This window comes from Salidesulfovibrio onnuriiensis (genome assembly GCF_008001235.1).
GTDB lineage: Bacteria > Desulfobacterota > Desulfovibrionia > Desulfovibrionales > Desulfovibrionaceae > Pseudodesulfovibrio > Pseudodesulfovibrio onnuriiensis.
Map to the genome: position 1 here is coordinate 117,599 of NZ_CP040751.1, position 21,444 is coordinate 139,042.

Here is a 21,444-nt window from a genome sequence, read left to right on the forward strand (position 1 = left end):
GCGCCCACCTTTGATACGCTTCACACGACGAGCTTTGGGCTTGGTGTATTCTGATGATAATATCGACTTATATTGCATTGAATCAGCTCAGGTTAATCTATTCCCACGCAGTTCCGGATCTCCAGCGCCAGCCGGTGGCCCTCCACCACCCGGGACAGATTGGTTTTCGGCTCGGCCCCGCTCCTCACGCAGTCCACAAAATGCCGGATTTCCTCCACGAACATCTCGTTGCGATCGAACGAGGAGAAGTCCTCCTTCCGCGTGCCCTGCTCCACGTGTTCCACGGTGACCAGGCTTCGCATGCCGTCCCAGCGGACAAAGCCGTTCTCGGCATGGATGGTGATGGTGCGCACGGGGGGACGCTGCACAAACGACATCTGCAGCGTCACGGGAAAGGGACGACCGTCCAGCCGGTATTCCATGAGCGAGCAGACCGTGTCCTCCACATCCATGTCCAGGGAGGAAAGCTTGCCGCCCGAGGCAAAGACCTTCTCGGGCCTGCCGAACATGGCGGCCACCAGATCCAGCTCGTGGATCTCGGAGAGCACGGCCCCGCCGCCCAGGTCCTTCCGGCCCGCGTAGAATTCGTTGTATTTCTCGTAACTGTGCCAGGAGGGCATGTAGGAGTTGAGCTGCACGTGCATGGAATGCATGCGGCCCGCGGCCTGCTCCTCGACCAGATCCATGAAGCGCTGAACGCCCGGGTGAAAGCGGAACATGTAGCCCACCATGACCGGCGTATGCTTTTCCTCCATGAGGGCCAGCAGTTCGTCCAGTCCTTCGCTGTCGGCAGAGACCGGCTTTTCCAGGAAGACCGGGACGCCGGCCCGCACCAGTGCCGTGGTCTGATCCATGTGGGCGCTGGTGGGCGAGGCGATGATCGCGCAGTCCGGCTGCCAGGCAACGCCCTCCTCCAGGCTGGAGAAACGGGCAATGCCGTATTTTTCCATTATATCCACGGAATAGTCGGGCTGCAGGTCAAAGCCGATCTCGAAGGCACGGTCCGTATGACGCACGGCCCCGAGCTGGGCGTCGGGCATGACGCTCAGCAGGTTGCGCAGATGGCGCTGGCCCACGCCGCCAAGCCCGAGAAAAAGCGCCTTCATGCTACACCTTCTTTCCTTTGCGGGTGTAGGAGTTGAAATCGGCCACCTTGCGGAAAACCGGACGAACCGGAATGCCGTCGATCTGTGAGCGCAGGTCCAGGCCCTTGTCCACGATCTTCTTGAACCCGGTCAGGGCGCGTTCGTAGGCCTTCAGGGTGCGTTCGATGTCTTCGTCCTTGTGGGCCCAGGAAAGGGCGTGATAGGCGGCCCAGAGAATGCCGTCGTAAAGCAGTTCCTGCTGGATGTAGGACTTCATTTCCAGGTCGTTGTACCTGTCCTGCCCGTCAAAGGTGATGACCGTGCGGCAGGGGTAGCCCACGCACTGGAAGAAATCGGCAACCCCGATCTCCTCGGCCAGCGTGTTGAAGCCGTCTTTCAACTTTTCGCCCACCTTCCAGAGATGGCCGGGCACGTCCTCGCGCTGGATCTTTGGAATGCAGGCGTTGGCTGCGGCCAGGCCGATGCAGTCGCCGCCATAGGTAAAGGAGAAAAAAGTCTGCTCCAGGGCGAAGAGGTAGTCCTTCTTGCCGCAGATGGCCGAAAGCGGGATGCCGTTCGATACCGCCTTGGCCAGCGAGGTCAGGTCCGGGGTTACGCCGGTGAGTTCCTGGGCTCCGCCGATGGCGAAGCGGAAACCGGTGATGATCTCGTCGAACATGAGCAGCGCGCCGTAGTGATGGGCCATCTTCTTGACCTCGGCCAGGAAGTTGTCCTTGGGCTCCAGGACGGTGAGCGGCTCCATGATGACAATGGCCACCTCGCCCGGGTGGGCCTTGAAGATGCTCTCCAGACTGTCCAGGTCGTTGTAGTTGAACGAATGGGCAAGCTGCTTGTTGAACTCGGGGACGCCGCTGTTCAGGTCGGTGTTGGCGATATACCAGTCATGCCAGCCGTGGTAGCCGCAATAGGCGATGTGTTCGCGGCCGGTGACCGCCCGGGCGATGCGCACGCCCACGCTGGTGGCGTCGGCCCCGTTCTTGCCGAAGCGGACCGCCTCGGCGCAGGGAACCGTCTCGATGATCTTTTCGGTCACCTCCACTTCCAGCTCATTCATGAGGCTGAAGGTGGAACCCAGCTCAAGCTGCTCCACTACCGCGCGGTTCACGTCGTCGTCGGCATAGCCGAGGATGATGGGGTGGCAGGCCATGACGTAGTCCAGGAACTGATTCCCGTCCACATCCCAGACGTTGGCGCCCTTGCCGCGGTGCAGGTACTTGGGCGCCACGCCTTCCACAAACTGGGTCACGCCCTTGGAAAAGGTCTGGCTGCCGGCGGGTACGACCTTCTGCGCCCGGGCGTATATCTCGTCGGATTTGGCAATGCTGAATTTCTTACTCATCGTCTCCTCCCATGGGGCAACCGGCCGCCTTCCAACGGTCATAGTCCTCCGGGGTGTCTATTTCGATCAGTTTATCCCGGGTCGTCTCATCCAGAAAATAGGGATGGGTGTCGGCGCAGATCATCTCGGAATTGAGGCTGTCCAGCGCGCGGGCCCGAAAGCAGTATACATAATGGTAGTGGATCCAGGCCGGGGGAAGGTCCTGGCGTCGGAAGCAATCGTTTTCCACGTATTGCGCCAGCTTACCGGCGTCTTCATCATACTTCCAGCAGTTGAAGGGATGCGTCTTCACGGGCACGAAGGTGCACAGGCTGTCGCAGGATGCGGAATCGATAAGCGCCTTGGCGTTTTCGAAATGCCTTCTGTTCTTAAACAGCACCGGCAGGTAGAACAGCCAGAGAACGTCGTCGGGCTCGATGTCCATGGTCGCCACCACATGGTCGAAGACCTGGTGGATGGAAACGGCCGGTCCGGCCAGCTCCCCGGGACGTTCATGAACTTCGTAGGCATGCCTGGAAGCATACTCGCTTATCACCGGGTCGTCCGTGGAGACGATGACGCGGTCGAACCAGTCCACCGTGTCCACGAAATCGGCGGTGATGTCGAAAAACTTGCGATTCTTGAACTTGAACCCGACGCTGCCCATGCGGGCGGGAATGATCGCTATGTGCTTCATCACTTTTCCTGTTGCACCTTGCCGGGGGTGCTGGTCATTGACGCCACCTTGGGGACAGCCGTACGAGCCTCGGCCAGGATGGCCCACGGCGTGTGCAGAGTCGTATTGACTGAAAGGAAGTCGGCCGAGACCAGGGACTGGCCGTCCACGACCACGGTGGGAATCACCAGCATGTTCTCCAGCATGAACACTCGGGCCTCGCCTTTGTCGGTAAAACCGACGACCCTTCCCTTGAGAAAGGGATGATTCGGCCGCGGCAATGGTTCAAGCCGGGCCTCGGGGATATGAAAGCGACGCTCGCCCGCATAGGTGAAGGCCCCGGGATAGGGGGCACCGAAGGCGCGGATAAAACGCTCGACCGCAACATCGCTCCAGTTCCAATCGATGGCCCCGTTCTGCTCGGTATACAACCGGGGGAGATACGTGCTCTCCTCCTCGCTCTGCGGATGACAAGGAACCGCACCTTGCCTGCAGAACGAAAGGAATTCCCGCAGCAACTCCAGGTAGACCCTGTTGGTGCCCACCAGATAATCATGCGGGGTAGGGAATTCCTTTTCCAGCTCGGTCCGTTTCTGGACGATGACCGCCCCGGTGTCAATGCCTTCATCCAACACGTGGACCGTGGCTGAAACCTCTTTGCTGTTGTTGAGGATTCGCCAGGAAAAAGTGCCGCCGCCGCGTTCGGCGGGAAGCATACTGGGGTGGATATTGAAAATGAACCCGTTTACCGCCCGTATGAAATCACGTTTGATAATACTCCGACAGCTCAGGGAAAAACCAGCGGTAACACCCTCCTCCCTGAGCACCTCCAGGGAATCGGGGGTGTTGACAGTCGAGGTCTCGAACACGCGCAGACCCAGACGCTCCGCGGTCTCAAAGACGTTCTTGTAAAGCTCGGGCGAGGTCAGCAGAGTGGCATCCCGGACATGCTGATCGCGCGGATGCGTCATGATGAGGGGGTTGGGAAAGCCTGACTCCACCAGCATTTCCGCGAAGGAGCACAAATGGAAACCGGAACCCAAAAGGACAAACCGAAGGTCCTTTTGGGCCGGTATATTCATTGTGCCGCTCGCGACTTGTAATGAGCCGTTTTCGAGCGCTGTCATAGTGATTTAAGACGGTGTGTTGATGGGAGCCAGCTTCTTTCTGATGGAGGCTTCCTTCTCACCGATCTGCTTTTCAGGGCTGCCAAGGGCCTTTTCCACGGTGCGGATCATGCGCACCAGGCGCTGAAAACCACCTATTTCCACGGAAGCGGCCTGGTCGGAGCCATACATGGCGCGATCCAAGGTGATGTGGCGCTCGATGGAGGATGCCCCCAATGCTGCGGCGGCCACGGACACCGTCAGACCCACCTCATGGCCGCTCCAACCCACGTTGCAGCCGAAACGTTCGCGCAGGGTGCCCATGACACGCAGGTTGGCGTCCTCGTCCGGCATGGGATAGGTGGACACGCAATGCATAAGTTCAAACGGGCAACCATGCTTGCGGAAAATATCCACTGCGGTCTGAATTTCCTCCACGGTGTGCATGCCGGTGGAAATAAAGGTATGGCGCTTCTTGGCTGCGATCTTCTCCAGCAGCGGAAGATTGGTCAGCATGGCCGAGGCGACCTTGTCGTACTTGATGTCAAAGCTGTGCAGGAAATCCTGGGCGTCCAGGTCCCATGCCGAAGCAAACCAGTGAATGCCCTTTTCCTTGCAGTAACGATCAATCTCCTCGTATCCTTCGCGATCGAACTCCAAGCCTTCCTTCTGTTCACGCTGGGTGGTTCCCCAGGGGCTTTCGCGCGGGGAATCCAGAAATTCCTGGGTGTACACGTTGTCGATGGTCCGCTTCTGAAATTTGACGGCATCGGCTCCGGCTTCAACAGCGCCATCAATGAGCTTCTTGGTAATATCGAGGTCACCGTTGTGGTTGATGCCAATTTCACCGATTATGAAAATGCTCATGGAACCTTCCTCCTGTGAGAAATACCTAATTTATAAGAGATTGTAGAAAATCTGCGTATGTGTCCACGACGGAGCGTCCAGAACTGCCACCGTATACGTAATACTTAATCATCTGCTGCAACGATTTCTCGTCATACAGGTTTTCGGCCCTGCGTTCAACGAGCTTGTTGACCATGACCGTGAAATCCTCATAACTGCCCGGATTGGCATCAAAACCAAAGCCACGAAGCGCCATTTTGACAGAGGTGGCGTACTCCAGGAGAATTACGGGCTTATTGCGCACGAAGGCGTCCATGAACACGCTGGAACAACAGCCGACGCTCAGATCCGCCCAGGAGATCAACTGGTTCGTGGGTATGGCGTCTTCCGCCAAATATCTTTTATAGGCCCGAAGCATCTTGGACTGACGGTGGCTCACCCCCCTGGCATTGCCCTTGATCTTCAATTCGACGCAGGGATGCTTGGCCAGAAAGTCGATGGCGCGGAACTGTTCCTCCGCATTGATCCATTCCACAAACCTTCCGTTGACGGACATGTCTCCCTTCTCAAGGATAACCAGCACCTTGAGACGGCCGGTCTTCGACGCCGGGGCCGGATACATGTTGCAGAGTTCGCGGACCCATTCCGGGTCGAACCTCGGTAGTCCGAAGACATGCAGCCTACCGGGATTATCCACATCTGCGTCGGCAAGCTCCCGCTGCCACTCGTCGTTGACCACCACATGGTCAAAACAACTCACCAGCGGCCTGGCGGTAACCGAGGAAAGGATAATCTCCTGCCCTTCGGGGTCGGCATGCCCGTAATGGAACTGAAAACCATGGGGGAGGCTCACGGTGGGGAAGCCTTTTTTTTTCGCCTCTTCGATCAGGGCCAGCGCATTCGAACTCTGATTATGATCGGTTATGAACACAGACCCTTCGGGAGCCCGGCTGATGACCTGGACGGCATGTTCCATGGGCGCAGTGCGGTCCACCAGCTTGCGATACAGAAACTTACGCGCTTTTCGGCGCACCAGCTTTCCCAGCGGCGCGGCGGAAAGCCAATGCAACACGGAGCGAAACCCTCCGTAGAGATAGGGGGCCTCAAGAACAACCCCCTGCCGGGCCAGGAATTGAAGACGTTTATCCCGCCGGGGCTCTATGGAAGGATCGGCTTCATAGGCGATATATCTGATGCGAGAAGGCTCGACTCCCTTGCGAAGGAGCCCCCAGATCACGGGAACGACATGATCGATATCGTTGTAGTGCCTTGCGAAAAAGAGAAACTGGGAAGCCTGCGCGCCGTCAGCCGCTAGCATGCATCAAACTCCGGGTCGCAGAGCATGCGCTCCACCAGTTCGCAAAGGATGTGGCCCGCCGCAATGTGGGTTTCCTGAATGCGGGGCGTGCAGCCGGACGGGGCCTTGAAGCAGGTGCACATGTCGTGCAGCGTGCAGGCGTTTTCTCCGGTCATGGCATAGCTGACCATGCCCATCTTTTCGGCCGCCTCCACGCAGGCCACAATGTTGGGCGAATTGCCGCTGGTGGAGATACCGATGAACACGTCGCCTTCGCGGCCCAGCGCCTTGATCTCGCGCAGGAACACGTCCCGGTAATCGTAGTCGTTGCCCACGGCGGTGAGAATGGAGTTGTTGGCGCCCAGAGCCAGCCCAGAGAGCGGCTCCCGCTCCATGGTAAAGCGGGACACGAACTCCCCGGCCAGATGAATGCTGTCGGCAAAGCTGCCGCCGTTGCCCGCAAAGACGACCTTCCCACCCTTGCGCAGACTTTCGGCCACGGCAAGGCTCATGTCGCGAATCACGCTTATTTGATCGGATTCAAGCAGCCTTTGTTTGACGTCGATGCTGTCCTGAATCCGGGAAATGATGAGTTCATTCAAGGTTGCCATGGCTATATCCTCATATATAAAAAATGGTTCGTCCGGGGACTACCAGCAGGTGCGGCCGCCGTCCACGGACAGGTTGGCTCCGGTCATGTAGGACGAGGCGTCCGAGATCAGGAAAAGCACCGCCCCCTTGTACTCGTCCACCGCAGCCATACGTCCCATGGGAATCAGGTTGGTGAGCCGGCCCACGAAGTCGTCGGGCTGGCCGGCGTACACGCCGCCCGGGGCCAGGGAATTGACCCGCACACCCTTCTGAGCCCAGTAGGTGGCCATGTATTTGGTCAGGCCCATAAGCCCGTGCTTGACGATACTGTAAGTCACGGGTTTGACCGGCTGCTCTTTCTCGTCCAGGCCTTCCTGGCGGTAAATGCGCTGGTCCGGAGCAATGACGCCCAGGTCCGAGGCGATGTTCAGGATGGAGCCTCCGCCGTTTTCTGCCATGTGGCTGCCAATTACCTGGGCGCACAGAAAGGCCCCGGTCAGCCCGACGGCTATGTCGCTGTTCCACATGTCCAATGCGAAATTCTCGAAACGGCTCCAGGAAAACCCCTTGGAAGCGTCCACCTTGGGATCGTTGGCCGCGTTGTTGATGAGCCCGTGCACCCCGCCGTGGGCGGAAAGCACCTCGGCGAAAGCCTGCTCAATCGATGCGCGATCCGTAATGTCCACCCGTGCGCCGGAGCAGCGCCCCTCGTGGGATTCACCCAGCCCCCTGGCAACATCGTCGGCATTGGGGATAATGTCCCAGAGCACGGCCGTGCCTCCGGCCTCCATGACGGCCTCGGCATGCTTGCGCCCCAGCAGGCCGCAGCCGCCGGTAATGATCACCACCTTACCCTTCAGGGCGTAGCGGTCCATGACACTTTCCATATATCTGCTCCTTGAAATTTCGCTAGCCCAACCAATCCTGGACCATGGCGCCATAGCGGGCCACAGCACCGGCGTGGTCGCCGTCCTCGGCCCGTGCGGTCTGCAGGATGTAGTTGCCTGTGTACCCGGCCTCTTCCAGGCCCCGGATGGTTTCTCCAATCTCGGCCACCCCCGCGCCCAAGGGAACGGTTGTTCCAAAGTCGGGAAGCCTGTCCTTGATGTGCACGTTGAGGATGCGATCGGTATAGAGGGCGAGTTCCTCTCGACACTTAAAGCCGAAGGCTGCGCTGTTGCCGGTGTCCAGGTTGACCCCGAAGCAGGCTTCGTCGAGCCTGCGGATAAAACGGTTCAACTCGCCGGGCTGGTAATCGGACTCGAAAACGATGCCCAACCCGTGCTCGACCAGGAAAGGTCTCACGTTCTTCATTTCCGCGACAAGCCCGTCTTCCATGGCGCGGTCCTCCAGGCGTCCGTCGTCCACCAGGGGAATGCAGATGAACTTGCATTGAATGCGGCGGCAGGCCTCAAGGACATTCTGCATGTCGCTGACCAGCTGTTCGCGCTCGCTCCCCTTTGCCTTGTAGAACGGGGCCTGCATGAACAGGTCGCCGGTAAGGCTTGGAATGAAAAGACCGTGTTCACGGCACAGCGACAGGATGGCGGTTCGCCCCTCTTCGTTCATGATGGGGTTTTCGTAAAGCCGGTCGTGGTCCAGGGTCCATTCCATGAGGCGCACGCCCAGGCTCCGGGCCACGGGGAATTCCTTTTGCCAGTCATCCCAGGGAAAGGCCTGTATCCGGCCGTCCACCAGATCGCACAGGCGGCCCTGCATAAACCCGATTCTCGGGGAAAGATTCGAATTGGTCATGGCGATGTCCATATATGAATTCGTAGAGGAAGAAAAGGCATAGAAAAGCCGTGCTGCCGGGGCTTCAGCGCAGTCGGCTTGACAAGGAATTGTGAAGTGCGTAGTTGTCTACGCGTTCAAAATGTATGGTGGGTCTCTTGCCTGCACCGTATTTCTTTTTCAATACGACACACCGATATCAATAGACGTATACCCTACCCACAATCAGAGAATTCAATGATGAAACCTCCCGTTTGCCTGCCTCTGGAAATCCAAAATCGAGACCTGGATGGAAGGCTCTATTTTGCCGCCAAATGCGTGGAAGCCGGTTACCCCGCCCTCATAGGCATAAGAGCAAGGATTCACAGATTTTTCCGCAAGGACCTGGAAGGCCCCGTCTATTACATGAGTAAAGGCAACAAGCCCAGCGTCCCCATGCAGGAAAAAATCAAACGCATGGGAGGCTTCGTCTTTCTTCAGGACGAAGAGGGTGGAGGCGAACTCTTTTTCGACGGCGAGGTCGGCGCCGGCTTTATTCCAACGCAACACTTGGTCGATAAGGTCTTTGTTTGGGGAGAACTGCAACGCAAATACACCGAAAAACTCGGTGCGGATCCCGCAAAACTGCTGGTGACCGGCAACCCCCGCTTCGATCTCTACAAGCCGGAACGTTCCGATTTCTATAAGAAAATCAGCAAACGCCTGCCTATTCCAGACAAATTCATCCTCATCGCATCGAACCAGGAGGCCGCCAACCCACTGCTCAGCCACGAACAGGAAAAAGGACATCTTCGTTTCATCTTCGGCGACGACTTCGATGAGCAGGCCTACGACGAACGCGCCGAACGCGAAAAATACCGGCTGAACAGATTGATCGCGCTGGCCCGGAGGCTGGCGGCGACCTACCCGGACCACCACATCGTTTTCCGGCCGCACCCCGCCGAAGAGATGTCCTTTTACGACAATCTTTTTGCTGAGAAAAACATCCTGGTCACCAACGAAGGATGCTCCTTGGAGTGGATCGTCAACTGCGACGCGTTCATTCACGTGGATTGCACTACGGGTATCGAAGCATTTCTTGTGGGCAAGGAAGTGATCAGCTATCTTCCCCCGGACCACAGGGAGGGGCTCACCGAGGCTCCCTTGGAAGTCAGCCGAATTCTCGGATCCGAAGACGATGTCGTTGAAGTGGTCGGGAAAGCGCTTGCACAGGACGGACGCTCCACCCTTCCGCCCGAAGAGAAAAGGCGAAAGGAAGAGAAATTGAGCCAACTGTTTGCTAACATTACCATGGAATCGGCACCCGCAATGATTGCGACCTTCGCGGAATTCCCCTGGGAGGGAACCCCGCAGCGGCTCAAACCCAAATCCCTGATTTACCGGTTGGCCAAAAAGCTGCGAAAAATCTGGAAAGGCGACCGGCTGAACGAACTCGACCTACGGGCCCGGAAAAAGTTCCCCGGTCTTTCAATGAATGAAGTACGCCGAAAAATTGAACTTTTCCGGGAAGTGGAGCCGACCCTTCCCCCGATTCGTATCCGCGAGTACGACATCGACACCTTCCTGCTGGAACCCAAATAACATTCCGGCAGAACGCACACGAATACCGCTTCACCGAAACATGAAATTCCCGCAGCCCTTTCCGGCCTGCGGGAATTTTGTTTTTCAGGATCGACTTGCCACGCTGCGAATACTCCAGTTTCCAGAGACATCGCAGGCCTCATAATGCATGAGCATACGACCATCCGGAAGCGCCAGCAGGCTCGGCTCGGAAACCACCTTCACACCGTCGCCATCGTCGGGAGCAAGGACGACGCCCTGCTTTTCCCAGGCCAACCCATCCATGGAGACCGCCGTCTTGATCAGACCAGACCCCTCCGACGGCCAGGCGGCGTAGTACATGCGCCACGCGTTCCCGGCGTGGATCACCTCAGGGGCATACACGGCATATGCCTCGTCGGCCGCTTCCTGCACAACCCGGATACCGGGTTCAGAAATGAATTCCAGGCCGCCCAAAGAAAAGGCGCTGCGGATATTCCGCAAGCCGTTTTCAGGAGGTCCGGCTTCGTAATGATGATAATAAAGCCTGTATCCCCTTTGCAGCGGAACAATGCAGGGCGACCCCAGTGCGGCCTTGTCCGCTTCAAGACAATGCATCCTCTCCGGAGCCCACTCCAAGCCATCCCGCGAAATGGCGGCGGCGATGAAAGAGCCTTGCCCCTTTCGCTGCACCTCATAAAACATCCGTAGCCGCCCATCAGGCAGGGCTACCGTGCTCGGGCACAATACACGGTTCGTCTCACTGGAAGAAAGTCGGTACCCCTCTTCCTCTTGCCAGGTGACGCCATTCTTGGAAAACGCGCTGCGTATCCCTCCTGCGAACAGATCATGCGAAAGGGTGGAGGCGTAATACATCCGGAAGCCGCCCCGGACCGGCACGACAGTCGGCGTCTGGTTGCGCAGCGTGCGGTCTTCGGAATTCAACGAGGAGCGCCCCCCGCTGTTCCACAGCCGCCCGGGATCACGCCCCCAATTCCGCCACCAGCCCGCAGCGCCGCTCATGCGTTACTCGTCCCAGAGATTGTCCTTGACCCACTCGCCATTCTGTCCCTTCCACCAGACCCGCGGGTCGCGGAACGTGTCGGCAACCTGGTCGAACTTCTCTTCGGTCCAACCGACGTAGTCCAGCCAGCGCCAAAGGTCCTTGGACTTGATGTGGTCGCGTTGGCGAACGATTTCTATGGCCTCTTCCCGGGTCATTTTGCCTGCGCGGATATCCTTGCAGGTATGATCCGTGGCGCGGCCGTAACCGAACTTGATGTATTTCATGTAGTCGTGGATGCCGTTCTCGTGCATGTCGTCCAGGTTGGACATGCGGCGGTAGGTTCGCTCAAACGGCTCCTCGGATTCCAGGAACCCGTATTCCTTCTTGACCATCTCTCCATGGACGTTGGCTTCCCAAGGAACATAGTTGGAAATAAAGATACCCCGGACGCCCACGCGGTCGATCTCCTCGTCGCTGGGGTACATCCAGGTAATCAGATCCTTCTTTTCGAGACTTTCACCATAGCTGGGCGCTGCCTCCAGGAAGTCGTACCATTCGTAGCCGCGGCAAAGATGCTCGTGCCTGTACCGATAGGTGAACTCCACGAAGTCATTGTAGGAATGCATGCCGCCGATATCCATGAACCCGTGTTCGCCCCAGATGATGAGCGGCACGTTGAACTGCAGGGCCACGCGGATGGGCAGGGTGAAAATCCCGCAATGGGCATGCCAGTTCATGTCACCCATCATGAGCATCCCCATCCTGTTCAGGGTTTGCAGCACATGAATGGAGGGGGTGAAGAACATGTGGTCCACCCCGAACACTTCCTTCATGTTGCGAAGATTCTTGAGCCCGGTCGGCGTGTAGTTGTTTCCATGATAGGTCACCAGCAAGGGGTTCATGCCCATGATGTTCTTGATGACATGGGTCTGAAAATAGGAGTCCTTTCCGCCGGAAACCGGGATGATGCAGTCGTAGTTGGCCCCATCCTTGGATCTGTAGCGGTTGAGCAGCCTCGCCAGTCGGTTCTTGCGGTCTTCCCAGTCGACCTTGTCGCGCTGGCCGGAAACCCTGCATCCGGAGCAAACCCCCTCCTCGTCAAAGGCGAGGGGAATGGCCGACGAGGAGGGAGCCACACAATTTTTGCAATACTCTATCTTTTCGGGCCGGTCCGGATGCACAAGATATTTCCTATCGGACATTGATTTTCTCTCTTTTCAGCTCCCGCTTTGCACGGGGGTAGGAATGCTCGGTAAAATGAAACATGTTCCCGGCGGCGATGGCGCTGGCCGGCGTATCCAGGAACACGTCGATGAAATCCTCAATGGTCGCGGCCCCTCCGCAGGCTATGACCGGCAGGCGCGTGGCCTCGCATGCCCGATTGATGGTCTCGAAGTCGTAGCCGTTTGCCTTGCCGTCGCGATCAATGGCATGCAGGAAAATTTCTCCCGCCCCCATCGTCTCACACCGTCGGATCCAATCCAGCACGTTGACGCCGGTATTCCGGGTCCCCATATTGGTGAAAAGCATGGGACTGCCGTCCACCATCCGGTAATCCGCCGAGATGACGCAGCATTGGTTCCCGTACTTGGAGGCTATGGCCTCGACCAACTCGGGGGTCTCGTAGGCTCCGGTATTCAGGATGACCTTGTCCGCACCATTGCGGATGCGCACATCAACGTCTTCGATTTTCCGGATGCCGCCGCCGAAGGTCAGCGGCATGAAACAGACCTTGGAAATGCCCTGAATGATTTCCTCTATGGAGCTGAACGAGGAGATCCGGTGATCGTCGCGACGGGCGTCATACTTCTGATGTCGGCTGATATCCACATAGATGAGTTCGTCCACATTCCACTGGTTGTAGCGGGCCGCCTCATTGACCACATTGCCGATAATCTGATGGATCGAAAAATCCTCGGACCGCACGATAAGTCCGTTCTGGATAAAAAGGGCAGGTATCAAACGCCTTAACTGCATTCCATCTCCCAAAAATTTTTCAGAAGCGCCATACCGGCGTGCTGGCTTTTTTCCGGATGAAACTGGCAGCCGAACACATTGCCGCACTCAAGGACGACATCGCATGTGGCTCCGTATTGCAGCGTCGCCGACACGCAGCCGGAGTCCTTCAGTTTGCAGTAGTAACTGTGCACAAAATAAAAGCAGAGATCCTCAGCATGAATACCGGCCAGCAGCCTGCTTTCCGGTGCCGCCTCTATCCGGCACCAGCCAATGTTGGGAACCCGCAGTTCCTCGCTGGCGGCGCTCAGGGGCTCGACCGTTCCCGGCACCAAATCCAACCCGTCGTGAACGCCCTGCTCATGACTCCGGGTAAGCAGCAGCTGCATCCCCAGACAGATGCCCAAAAGCTGCTTGCCGCTTGCCGCGTACTCGAGGACAGCCGATTTCATTCCGGTTGCATCCAGCTGGTTCATGGCCTGACGGTAAGCGCCCACGCCGGGAAGAATGACCTTGCCGCACGCCGCCACCTTCTCCGGGTCGTCTATCACCTCATTGGGAATGTTCAGATAATCCAGGCTGTTCTTGATGGAAGCCAGATTTCCGCATCCATAATCTACAATGCCGATCACTCTCTTTCCTTTGTTGAAGCAGGTCGTTCGATGCCGGACTGACTGATAATCAACAGCAATTCATTAATAGCCTTTGGGAGGAGAATCAAGCCGCAGGATCGTGCCCGCGCACCCTGTTCCTTCTTGCAGATTGCTACACGCTGCGTTAAGAATCCAGCACAGCATGATCCGGATGTCTCCCGTTCCAGTCCCCGGATCCGGCCGCCCGATCCCCACACACCAACACGAGACTATAGGCGATACTTCTTATGATCCCATATGGCAAACAGCATATCGATGAAGATGACATCCGCATCGTAACCCAGGTGCTGCGCTCCGACTGGCTCACCTGCGGACAAATGGTGCCGGATTTTGAAAACGCCCTCGCAAAAGTCTGTCAGGCCGAACATTGCGTCGCCGTTTCAAGCGGCACAGCCGCCCTGCACGCAGCCATGGCCGCCCTGGGCATCGGCAAGGATGACGAGGTCATCGTTCCGAGCATCACCTTCGCGGCCACGGCCAATGCGGTCACCTACTGCGGCGGGACCCCGGTCTTCGCGGACGTTGAGGAAGACACCCTGCTCCTCTCCCCGGAAGGGGCTGAAAAGGCCATCACCCCGCGCACCAAGGCCATCGTCGGGGTGGATTATGCGGGCCAGCCCTGCGACTGGAGCAGCCTGCGCGCCCTGGCCGACAAGCACGGCCTGGCGCTGGTCGCGGATAGCTGCCACGCCCTTGGCGCCACCTGCGAAGGCCGACCGGTCAACGCCTTTGCGGACATGACGGTCTATTCGTTTCACCCGGTCAAGCACATCGCCACGGGCGAGGGCGGAGCCATCGCCACGGACAGCTTGGAATACGCGAACTTCATGCGCAGGTTCCGCAATCACGGCATCAGCAGCGACGCCCGTATGCGCGAATCCGCCGGCACCTGGTACTACGAAATGGTGGAGCTCGGGTATAACTACCGCCTCACGGACATCCAGTGCGCCCTGGGGCTGAGCCAGCTGAACAAACTGGACAGCTTCCTGAAACGGCGACGGTCCATTGCGTCAAAATACGACAAGGCCTTTGCCGAAGGACCTGTCCGCCCCCTGCAGGTAAAGCCAAACCGAACCCATGCATACCACCTCTACGTGGTCCGCGTTCCCGAACGGGACACCCTGTTCGCAGAACTGCGCGAAGCGGGCATCGGAGTCCAGGTTCATTACATCCCGGTTCACCTGCACCCATTCTACCGGAAGAATTTCGGCACAGGCCGTGGGCTGTGCCCCGTGGCCGAAGCTGCCTATGAACAAATCGTTTCCATCCCCATGTTCCCGGCCCTGCAGGACGCGCAGATTCAGACCGTTGTTGACACCTTTTCCGAGCTGCTGAAAAACAAATAAAAAGGGCTGCCGAAAGGCAGCCCTTTTCAAATCTCATTCCGTTCTCTGAGGACCCGGTACATGGCCTCGGCCCGCACCCAATCCTCCTCATCGTCAATATCCTGAACCCGGTGCCTCGGAATCACAATGCCCACGGCATCGCCCATAAGAAACTCCCCCCCCGAAAGAAGAAAATCCTTTCTTGCCCAGTAGAACTGTCCTGCGTCATGCCATGCCTGAGGCAGATCCTGCGACCGGGCGTTGAGGTTCTCCGGATGAAACATCTCCAATCGGCCGTCCTCTTCCATGCGCAGGGAACGGAAAATGGGGTAGGCGAACGAGGTTACAGAAAAAGCGGCCGGAGCGTTTTTCAACGCCTCCAGGCCCGCGGCGAGATCGGCCGGCACTATGAACGGCGCGGTCGCAAACATGCAGCAGACGTTGATCACATTTCGGCCGTCGTCCTGTAGCTGCTGCACGGCATGCCGGATCACGGAAACGATACCCGTAAAATCGTCTGCAAGGTCGGCCGGGCGAAGAAAAGGAGTCTCAGCTCCATATTCCCGAGCCACCTCGGCAATGTCCTCATCGTCCGTGGAGACCACGACGGATTCGAAAAGACCGCTCTTCAGCGCGGTTTCAATGGAATGCGCAATAATAGGCTTGCCAGCGAATTCCCTGATATTTTTGCGAGGGATACGCTTACTGCCACCCCTGGCGGGAATAATGGCGACATTGCCTTGATTCTGTAGCGCGATGCTCATGCGTTTTCGAGAGTTAGGCGAAGTCGCCGAGCATCTTTTTCAGCTGCTCCGAAGTAAGCCATTCATCGTTGCCGTCGGAGCTGTACGAAAAGCCGTCCTCTACCGGAGTGCCTCCCAATGCGTCATACGAAATACCGGCGGCGCTGAAGGCGGGAAGAATGGCATACCGGTCGCCAAGATCAACCGTGTTTCGGGACTCATCGCAAGGCACCATGACTTCGTGCAGCTTTTCGCCGGGACGGATTCCCACGATTTTGATATCGCACTCCGGCGCCACGGTCTTGGCCAGATCAACAATTTTCATGGACGGAATCTTGGGAATGAAGATCTCTCCGCCCACCATCTTCTCCATGCTGGTGATCACGAAATCGATCCCCTGCTCCAAGGTGATCCAGAAACGGGTCATGCGCTCGTCGGTGATGGGCAAAACGCCCTCGGCCTTTTTCTGCATGAAGAACGGGATGACGCTGCCCCGGCTGCCGAGCACATTCCCGTAGCGGACAACGGAAAAACGGGTCCCTTCGGCGCCGGAGTAGGAATTGGCCGCAACAAAGAGCTTGTCCGAACACAGCTTGGTGGCGCCATACAGGTTCAACGGATTGGCCGCCTTGTCCGTGGAAAGGGCCAGCACCCGCTCCACCTTCTGTTCAAGGCTGGCATTGATGACGTTCTGGGCGCCCATGATGTTGGTCTTGATGCACTCGAAGGGGTTGTATTCAGCAGCGGGCACCTGCTTCATGGCCGCAGCGTGCACCACGATGTCCACGCCCCGGAAGGCGCGGTGCAGACGCTCCGCATCACGGACATCGCCAAGGAAATACCTGATTTGCGGATACATGGAGACCGGATACAGTTGTTGCATCTCGAACTGCTTCAACTCGTCGCGGCTGAAGACGATAATCCGTTCCGGATTGTATTTTTGCAAAAGAGTGTTGATAAATGCCTTTCCAAACGAACCGGTGCCGCCGGTCACCAAAATGCTTTTATTATTGAACACAGGTGTATCCTTAAATATGTTAGCGCGTTCTATTCAATCTGCGTGTTTTTGACGAGAAACAATCCTGGTTATCTAGCGCAAGAGGCCCGTAAAACGCAAGGTTTGCGGGCCAGATCGTCATTTTCGACACTGCCCCCAGTTGACGGGGTTCCTGCTGTGACATTACTAGTACGGATATTTTTACGGGCGTAAATCCTCAACCACCGGACGCGGAGCAACCATGACCCACAACCAACCGGGACAACTTCATATCCGCGCGGACGCGACCCCCGCCATGGGCGGAGGACACGTGATGCGCTGCCTCGCCCTGGCCCAGGCCTGGAAACGACGGGGAGGGGAGGTTGCCTTTCACGGACATTTGGCGTCCGAAGCCATCAGAACCCGCATTGAGAACTCGGGCTTCACCCTTGTGCCAATAAATGCAGACTCTACGGGGGCGGCTCCGTTCGTGGAAAGGGATATGCCCGAAGAATGGGTCGTTCTCGACGGTTATCATTTCACTCCCAACGACGGCATAGCGCTCAGGCAAATGGGCTACAGAACACTTTTCATCGACGACCAGGCCCAGCATCAGTCCTACCCATTCGACCTGGTGCTCAACCATAATGTCCACGCCAGCAATGGCATGTATCCCGAAGGGACCACCTGTCTTACCGGCCCCCGACATGCGTTGATCCGCGAAGAATTTCTCGACTGGAACAACAAGCCCCGCACCGCCCAGAGGGCATGCCCTGTCGTTTTCATCACCATGGGGGCAAGCGACCCCACGGGGACAACCTTCACGGCACTTAAAGCCCTGAGTAATGCGTCCTTTGAAGCCGTCGTTGTTTCCGGGCCTGCGAATCCGCGTTTTACGGAACTGGCAGAAGCCTGCCGCAAAGCCCCTTTTCCGGCCAAACTCCTGGACAATCCAGCCAACTTGGCTGAGGAGATGTGGCGGGCCGACCTAGCCATAACCTCAGCCAGCGTGGTCAGCCTGGAACTGGCCTGCCTCGGGGTTCCGATGCTGGCCGTCACCACGGCGGACAACCAGACTGGGGTAGGCCGGTTCATCGAACGATCGGGAGTCGGAGTGGACTGCGGCGGATTGGACTCCGGGCTGAAGAAGCGTCTCTTCCAGGAACTTCTTCGGCTGAAGCAGAATCCCGAAACGCTTAAAGAGATGGCGGCTGCGGGCCGAAGACTGGTGGATGGGCACGGAGCCGCCCGGGTTGTTGAACGCATGGCTCCAACAAAAATCAGCGTTCGCCCGGCGGAAGAAACGGACTGCGCCCCGATCTGGCAATGGGCCAACGACCCCGTTTCAAGAACCAACTCCTTTGACAGCTCAGAAATACCGTGGGAAAGCCATTGCAAATGGTTCACGGCCAAGCTGGAGCAAAAGGATTGCAGAATGCTCATCGGCATGAACCAAAACAATGTTCCGGTGGGGGTGGTGCGTGTCGAATTCGTCAAAGGAGAACACGTCATATCCGTTAATCTTTCTCCGCAGTTCCGCGGGGTCGGCTTGGGATCGGCACTCATCAAGGCCGGATGCGAGCACTGCTGCCGAGATGGCCGCATGGCCATTACGGCATATGTAAAACCGGAAAACGCGGCATCCCGCAAGGTTTTTGCGGCTGCGGGCTTCCTTGAACAGGAAACGCTGGACTACACCGGTGCGCAAGCGCTGCGCATGATTTTCAGAGGAGAATAAATGAATATCAAATTGGGATCTCATGCCGTCGGCGACGATGCGCCAGTATTTGTGATCGCCGAGATGTCCGCCAACCACAATCATGACATGGACCGCGCGGTGAAAATACTCGAAGCCGCGGTTGAGGCCGGAGCCGACGCTGTCAAACTGCAGACATACACCCCGGACACGATCACCATTGATAGCGACAACCAGTATTTCCGCATCAAGGGTACCCTCTGGGAGGGACAAAGTCTGCACAGCCTTTACAAAGAGGCGTACATGCCCTGGGAGTGGCAGCCCAGACTGAAGAAGGTTGCGGACGAGCTCGGGGTCATGCTCTTCTCCTCCCCCTTTGACCATTCTGCGGTGGACTTTCTTGAGGAAATGGACGTGGCCGCCTACAAACTCGCCTCATTCGAGGTGGTGGATCTGCCCCTCATCCGCAAGATCGCTTCCACAGGAAAACCCATGATCATGTCCACGGGCATGGCCGACCTGGACGAGATCCAGGAGGCGGTGGACACATTCCATGACGCAGGCGGCAAAGGCCTTGTCCTGCTCAAATGCACCAGCGCCTATCCCGCCCTGGCCGAAGACGCCAACCTGCGCACCATCCCGGACTTGGCCCAACGGTTCGGCGTCCCCGCAGGGCTTTCCGACCACACCCTGGGGTCCGCGGTGGCTGTCACCTCGGTTGCCCTCGGAGCCTGCGTGGTGGAAAAACACTTCACCCTGAGCCGCGAAGCGGGCGGCCCCGACGCATCCTTTTCCATGGAGCCCGACGAATTCAAGGCCATGGTCAGGGACATCCGGATCGCGGAAAAGTCCTTGGGAAAAGTCACATACGAAATCACGGAAAAACAAAAGGCGAGTAGAAACTTCCGCCGCTCTCTGTTCTTTGTCGAGGATGTGCAAAAGGGAGAGATCATCACCGGGGCCCACGTCCGTTCAATCCGCCCCTCCAACGGCCTGCACACCAGGCACCTGGAAGAGATCATCGGCAAGAAGGCTTCCCGGGACATCGAACGCGGAACCCCCTGTTCCTGGGAATTGATTGAGTAGCCCCTCAACACCACGTTCGCACCACAAACGCCTTACGCAAGCCCCATATATGCAAAGAGCCAAGGGAATCACTGCCCTTGGCTCTTTTTTTCACGGAATATGGTGCCGGATCGAAATAAAATCCTTGATCAGGGCTTCAGCCAGTGCGGCTTCTTGGGCTTTTCCAGCCCCAGGGACATGGTCAGCTGCTTAAGCAGGAATTTCGGTTTGAAAGCATAGCGGTAATAAACCGAAGGCGATATCGTCTTCACCGCACCCAGCACCTTCCTGAACCCGGCCACATCCGCATCGTACTTCATGAGCGCGTAGGCATCGATACATGCAATTTCCAGGTGGGCATCAAGCCATGCCCTGGCTTTCTTCCTGTCCAGGCCACCTTCCAGGGCTTTGTCGTACGGGTTCGTGTAACAAAGAATGTTGTCGACCCTCTCTTCCGGGCTCTGGTAAATGGAGGCATTGTTGCTGTGCAGCCGCCAGGTGGAGACCACTTCGTCGAAGACGGCCACCTTGCCGGCAAGAAGCATGCGATAGGTGCACTCCAGGTCGGTATTCACGATGTCATAGGAATAAAAACCCAGTTCCCGCGCAAGCTCCGCATGGTACAAAGCGGTGACGTGAGGTGCGCTGAAGGAACAATCCTTGAGGGCCATGAACGCTTCCAACCCATCAACGACCGGGGCAAAGCCGACATTCTGCCCGCCCACCTTCTCGGTGCCGTCGGAATACAGCGTGCGTTTCTTGGCGCAGGCCATGACAATTTCCGGCTCGGAGGCAATACGCTCCATGGCTTTTGCTATCCATTCCGGATCATGGATGAAATCGTCCCCGTCCAGATTGAGCACCCACTCGCCTCGGGCCCTCTCGTAAAGGCTGACGCGGTAGTTGCCCACTCTCCCCAGGTTCTCCGTATTGTGAAAGACCCTGACCCTCGGGTTGTCCTTATAGGCGGCCAATACCGCCCTTGTATTGTCTGAGGAGCGGTCGTCGCTGACCACGACTTCGAGGTTCTCATAGGTCTGGGCCAGGGCGCTGTCCACGGCCTCGCAAACATAATCCGCCTGATTGAAGGTGGGGATCATGATGGTCACCAGGGGGCTCTCAGCGGCTTCTCCGGAAGAGCGGGATACGGCGCGCCCCGCAGGCGTCTGCGCAAGGACCTTCTCCGCATCGGCGGGGTCGGTTATGTTGAAGGTCGCCCCCTTGTGCTCCGCAAAAAATGAAAACGGCAACTCGGTAACGGACTTGTCTTCCCTGATGTCCACGGGGAAAGCGCTTTCGTCCTTGCGCCACAGCAGCCCCAGGCCCCAGTCGCAATCAAACACCGCATGACCTATCTGCGGGAAATCCCGCTGAATATGGTGAACGGCTTTCCAAACATCGCCGGTCCAGGCACCGTCGTGGAATTCACGGGTGGCATGGAACTCTTCCTTGGGCAGGCAGTCGTGCAAAAAGATCAGACCATTTTCACTCAGGCAATTGAAGGCGTTCGAGACATCCTTGATGACCTGCTCGTAGAGATGAAGCCCATCAATAAAAATGACGTCGAATATCTCGTTGTTCTGAGAAAAGAACTCGTCACTTGTTTCAGGATGAATCGTCACGTGCCGGAGGTTCGGGAGCAAGTGCGGAGGCAGCTGGTCCGTCCGGGGAACGGGGTCCACCCCGACCTTCCTGGGAGCATGGACCCGGCAGAGGTTGTCTCCACGCCTGATGCCGATCTCCAGATACCTGCCTTGCGGATAATACGCCAACAACCTCTGAGCCAATGAAATTCTGTTCTGAATCATAAT

At 57.6% G+C, this 21,444-nt stretch carries 20 protein-coding genes; 4 read left to right on the plus strand and 16 right to left on the minus strand.

All coding sequences use genetic code 11. The features are described from left to right. Positions 1–92: 92 nt before the first annotated feature. The 9 genes from FGL65_RS00520 to FGL65_RS00560 form a co-directional block, all read right to left on the minus strand. A complete protein-coding gene (locus FGL65_RS00520; RefSeq protein WP_147818827.1) occupies positions 93–1,106 on the minus strand; it encodes a Gfo/Idh/MocA family protein in 1,014 nt (337 codons plus the stop codon). A 1-nt stretch (position 1,107) separates the two neighbouring features. Then, the gene (locus FGL65_RS00525) at positions 1,108–2,445 is read right to left on the minus strand and encodes an aminotransferase class III-fold pyridoxal phosphate-dependent enzyme (RefSeq protein ID WP_147818829.1); all 1,338 of its coding nucleotides are present in this window, start codon (positions 2,443–2,445) and stop codon (positions 1,108–1,110) included. Next, entirely contained in the window at positions 2,438–3,121 is a 684-nt protein-coding gene (locus tag FGL65_RS00530; protein WP_147818831.1) for an acylneuraminate cytidylyltransferase family protein, read from the minus strand. Before FGL65_RS00530 ends, FGL65_RS00525 begins: the two co-directional genes overlap by 8 nt. Further along, complete coding sequence (locus FGL65_RS00535; protein WP_187170472.1) at positions 3,121–4,101, minus strand: methionyl-tRNA formyltransferase; 981 nt, start codon at positions 4,099–4,101, stop codon at positions 3,121–3,123. The genes FGL65_RS00530 and FGL65_RS00535 overlap by 1 nt, the downstream gene beginning before the upstream one ends. Positions 4,102–4,233: 132 nt before the next feature. Next, positions 4,234–5,073, minus strand: a complete 840-nt coding sequence (locus tag FGL65_RS00540; protein WP_147818835.1) for an N-acetylneuraminate synthase family protein — start codon at positions 5,071–5,073, stop codon at positions 4,234–4,236. Between the two features lie 25 nt (positions 5,074–5,098). Further along, positions 5,099–6,370 (minus strand): hypothetical protein, encoded by a 1,272-nt coding sequence (locus FGL65_RS00545; protein ID WP_147818837.1) that lies wholly within the window; start codon positions 6,368–6,370, stop codon positions 5,099–5,101. After that, complete coding sequence (locus FGL65_RS00550) at positions 6,364–6,960, minus strand: D-sedoheptulose-7-phosphate isomerase (RefSeq protein WP_147818839.1); 597 nt, start codon at positions 6,958–6,960, stop codon at positions 6,364–6,366. The genes FGL65_RS00545 and FGL65_RS00550 overlap by 7 nt, the downstream gene beginning before the upstream one ends. Positions 6,961–6,999: 39 nt before the next feature. Continuing rightward, the gene (locus FGL65_RS00555; RefSeq protein ID WP_147818841.1) at positions 7,000–7,827 is read right to left on the minus strand and encodes an SDR family oxidoreductase; all 828 of its coding nucleotides are present in this window, start codon (positions 7,825–7,827) and stop codon (positions 7,000–7,002) included. A gap of 22 nt (positions 7,828–7,849) precedes the next feature. Further along, on the minus strand, positions 7,850–8,695 hold the full coding sequence (locus FGL65_RS00560; protein ID WP_222705783.1) for a sugar phosphate isomerase/epimerase family protein: 846 nt from the start codon (positions 8,693–8,695) through the stop codon (positions 7,850–7,852). Positions 8,696–8,911: 216 nt separating this feature from the next. Here FGL65_RS00560 and FGL65_RS00565 point away from each other — a divergent pair, with 216 nt between their 5' ends. Next, positions 8,912–10,255, plus strand: a complete 1,344-nt coding sequence (locus FGL65_RS00565) for a surface carbohydrate biosynthesis protein (RefSeq protein ID WP_147818843.1) — start codon at positions 8,912–8,914, stop codon at positions 10,253–10,255. Between the two features lie 84 nt (positions 10,256–10,339). On the opposite strand, the gene FGL65_RS00570 is transcribed toward FGL65_RS00565, so the two are convergent. The 4 genes from FGL65_RS00570 to hisH are packed head-to-tail and all read right to left on the minus strand — an operon-like array spanning position 10,340 to position 13,807. After that, positions 10,340–11,236 carry a glycoside hydrolase family protein gene (locus tag FGL65_RS00570; protein ID WP_147818845.1) on the minus strand — a complete coding sequence of 299 codons (897 nt, stop codon included), beginning with the start codon at positions 11,234–11,236 and terminating at the stop codon, positions 10,340–10,342. Positions 11,237–11,239: 3 nt separating this feature from the next. Next, positions 11,240–12,421: an N-acetyl sugar amidotransferase gene (locus tag FGL65_RS00575; RefSeq protein WP_147818847.1), complete on the minus strand. Its 1,182-nt coding sequence runs from the start codon at positions 12,419–12,421 to the stop codon at positions 11,240–11,242. Continuing rightward, a complete protein-coding gene (gene hisF, locus FGL65_RS00580; RefSeq protein WP_147818849.1) occupies positions 12,411–13,196 on the minus strand; it encodes an imidazole glycerol phosphate synthase subunit HisF in 786 nt (261 codons plus the stop codon). Before hisF ends, FGL65_RS00575 begins: the two co-directional genes overlap by 11 nt. After that, the gene (gene hisH, locus FGL65_RS00585; protein ID WP_147818851.1) at positions 13,187–13,807 is read right to left on the minus strand and encodes an imidazole glycerol phosphate synthase subunit HisH; all 621 of its coding nucleotides are present in this window, start codon (positions 13,805–13,807) and stop codon (positions 13,187–13,189) included. The genes hisF and hisH overlap by 10 nt, the downstream gene beginning before the upstream one ends. A 248-nt stretch (positions 13,808–14,055) precedes the next feature. On the opposite strand from hisH, the gene pseC reads away from it, so the two are divergent. Then, complete coding sequence (gene pseC, locus FGL65_RS00590; protein ID WP_147818853.1) at positions 14,056–15,174, plus strand: UDP-4-amino-4,6-dideoxy-N-acetyl-beta-L-altrosamine transaminase; 1,119 nt, start codon at positions 14,056–14,058, stop codon at positions 15,172–15,174. A gap of 26 nt (positions 15,175–15,200) precedes the next feature. Here pseC and pseF read toward each other — a convergent pair whose 3' ends face one another. Together pseF and pseB are read right to left on the minus strand one after the other, a co-directional pair. Further along, positions 15,201–15,917 (minus strand): pseudaminic acid cytidylyltransferase, encoded by a 717-nt coding sequence (gene pseF, locus FGL65_RS00595; RefSeq protein WP_147818856.1) that lies wholly within the window; start codon positions 15,915–15,917, stop codon positions 15,201–15,203. A 13-nt stretch (positions 15,918–15,930) separates the two neighbouring features. Continuing rightward, positions 15,931–16,914 carry a UDP-N-acetylglucosamine 4,6-dehydratase (inverting) gene (gene pseB, locus FGL65_RS00600; protein ID WP_147818858.1) on the minus strand — a complete coding sequence of 328 codons (984 nt, stop codon included), beginning with the start codon at positions 16,912–16,914 and terminating at the stop codon, positions 15,931–15,933. Positions 16,915–17,134: 220 nt separating this feature from the next. Between pseB and pseG the strand changes: the two genes are divergently transcribed. Continuing rightward, on the plus strand, positions 17,135–18,610 hold the full coding sequence (gene pseG, locus FGL65_RS00605; RefSeq protein WP_147818860.1) for a UDP-2,4-diacetamido-2,4,6-trideoxy-beta-L-altropyranose hydrolase: 1,476 nt from the start codon (positions 17,135–17,137) through the stop codon (positions 18,608–18,610). After that, positions 18,611–19,654, plus strand: coding sequence for a pseudaminic acid synthase (gene pseI, locus FGL65_RS00610; protein ID WP_147818862.1), 1,044 nt, complete (start codon positions 18,611–18,613; stop codon positions 19,652–19,654). It abuts the gene before it with no gap. 128 nt (positions 19,655–19,782) lie between these two features. Here pseI and FGL65_RS00615 read toward each other — a convergent pair whose 3' ends face one another. Continuing rightward, positions 19,783–21,441 carry a glycosyltransferase gene (locus FGL65_RS00615; RefSeq protein ID WP_147818864.1) on the minus strand — a complete coding sequence of 553 codons (1,659 nt, stop codon included), beginning with the start codon at positions 21,439–21,441 and terminating at the stop codon, positions 19,783–19,785. Positions 21,442–21,444: the final 3 nt, after the last annotated feature.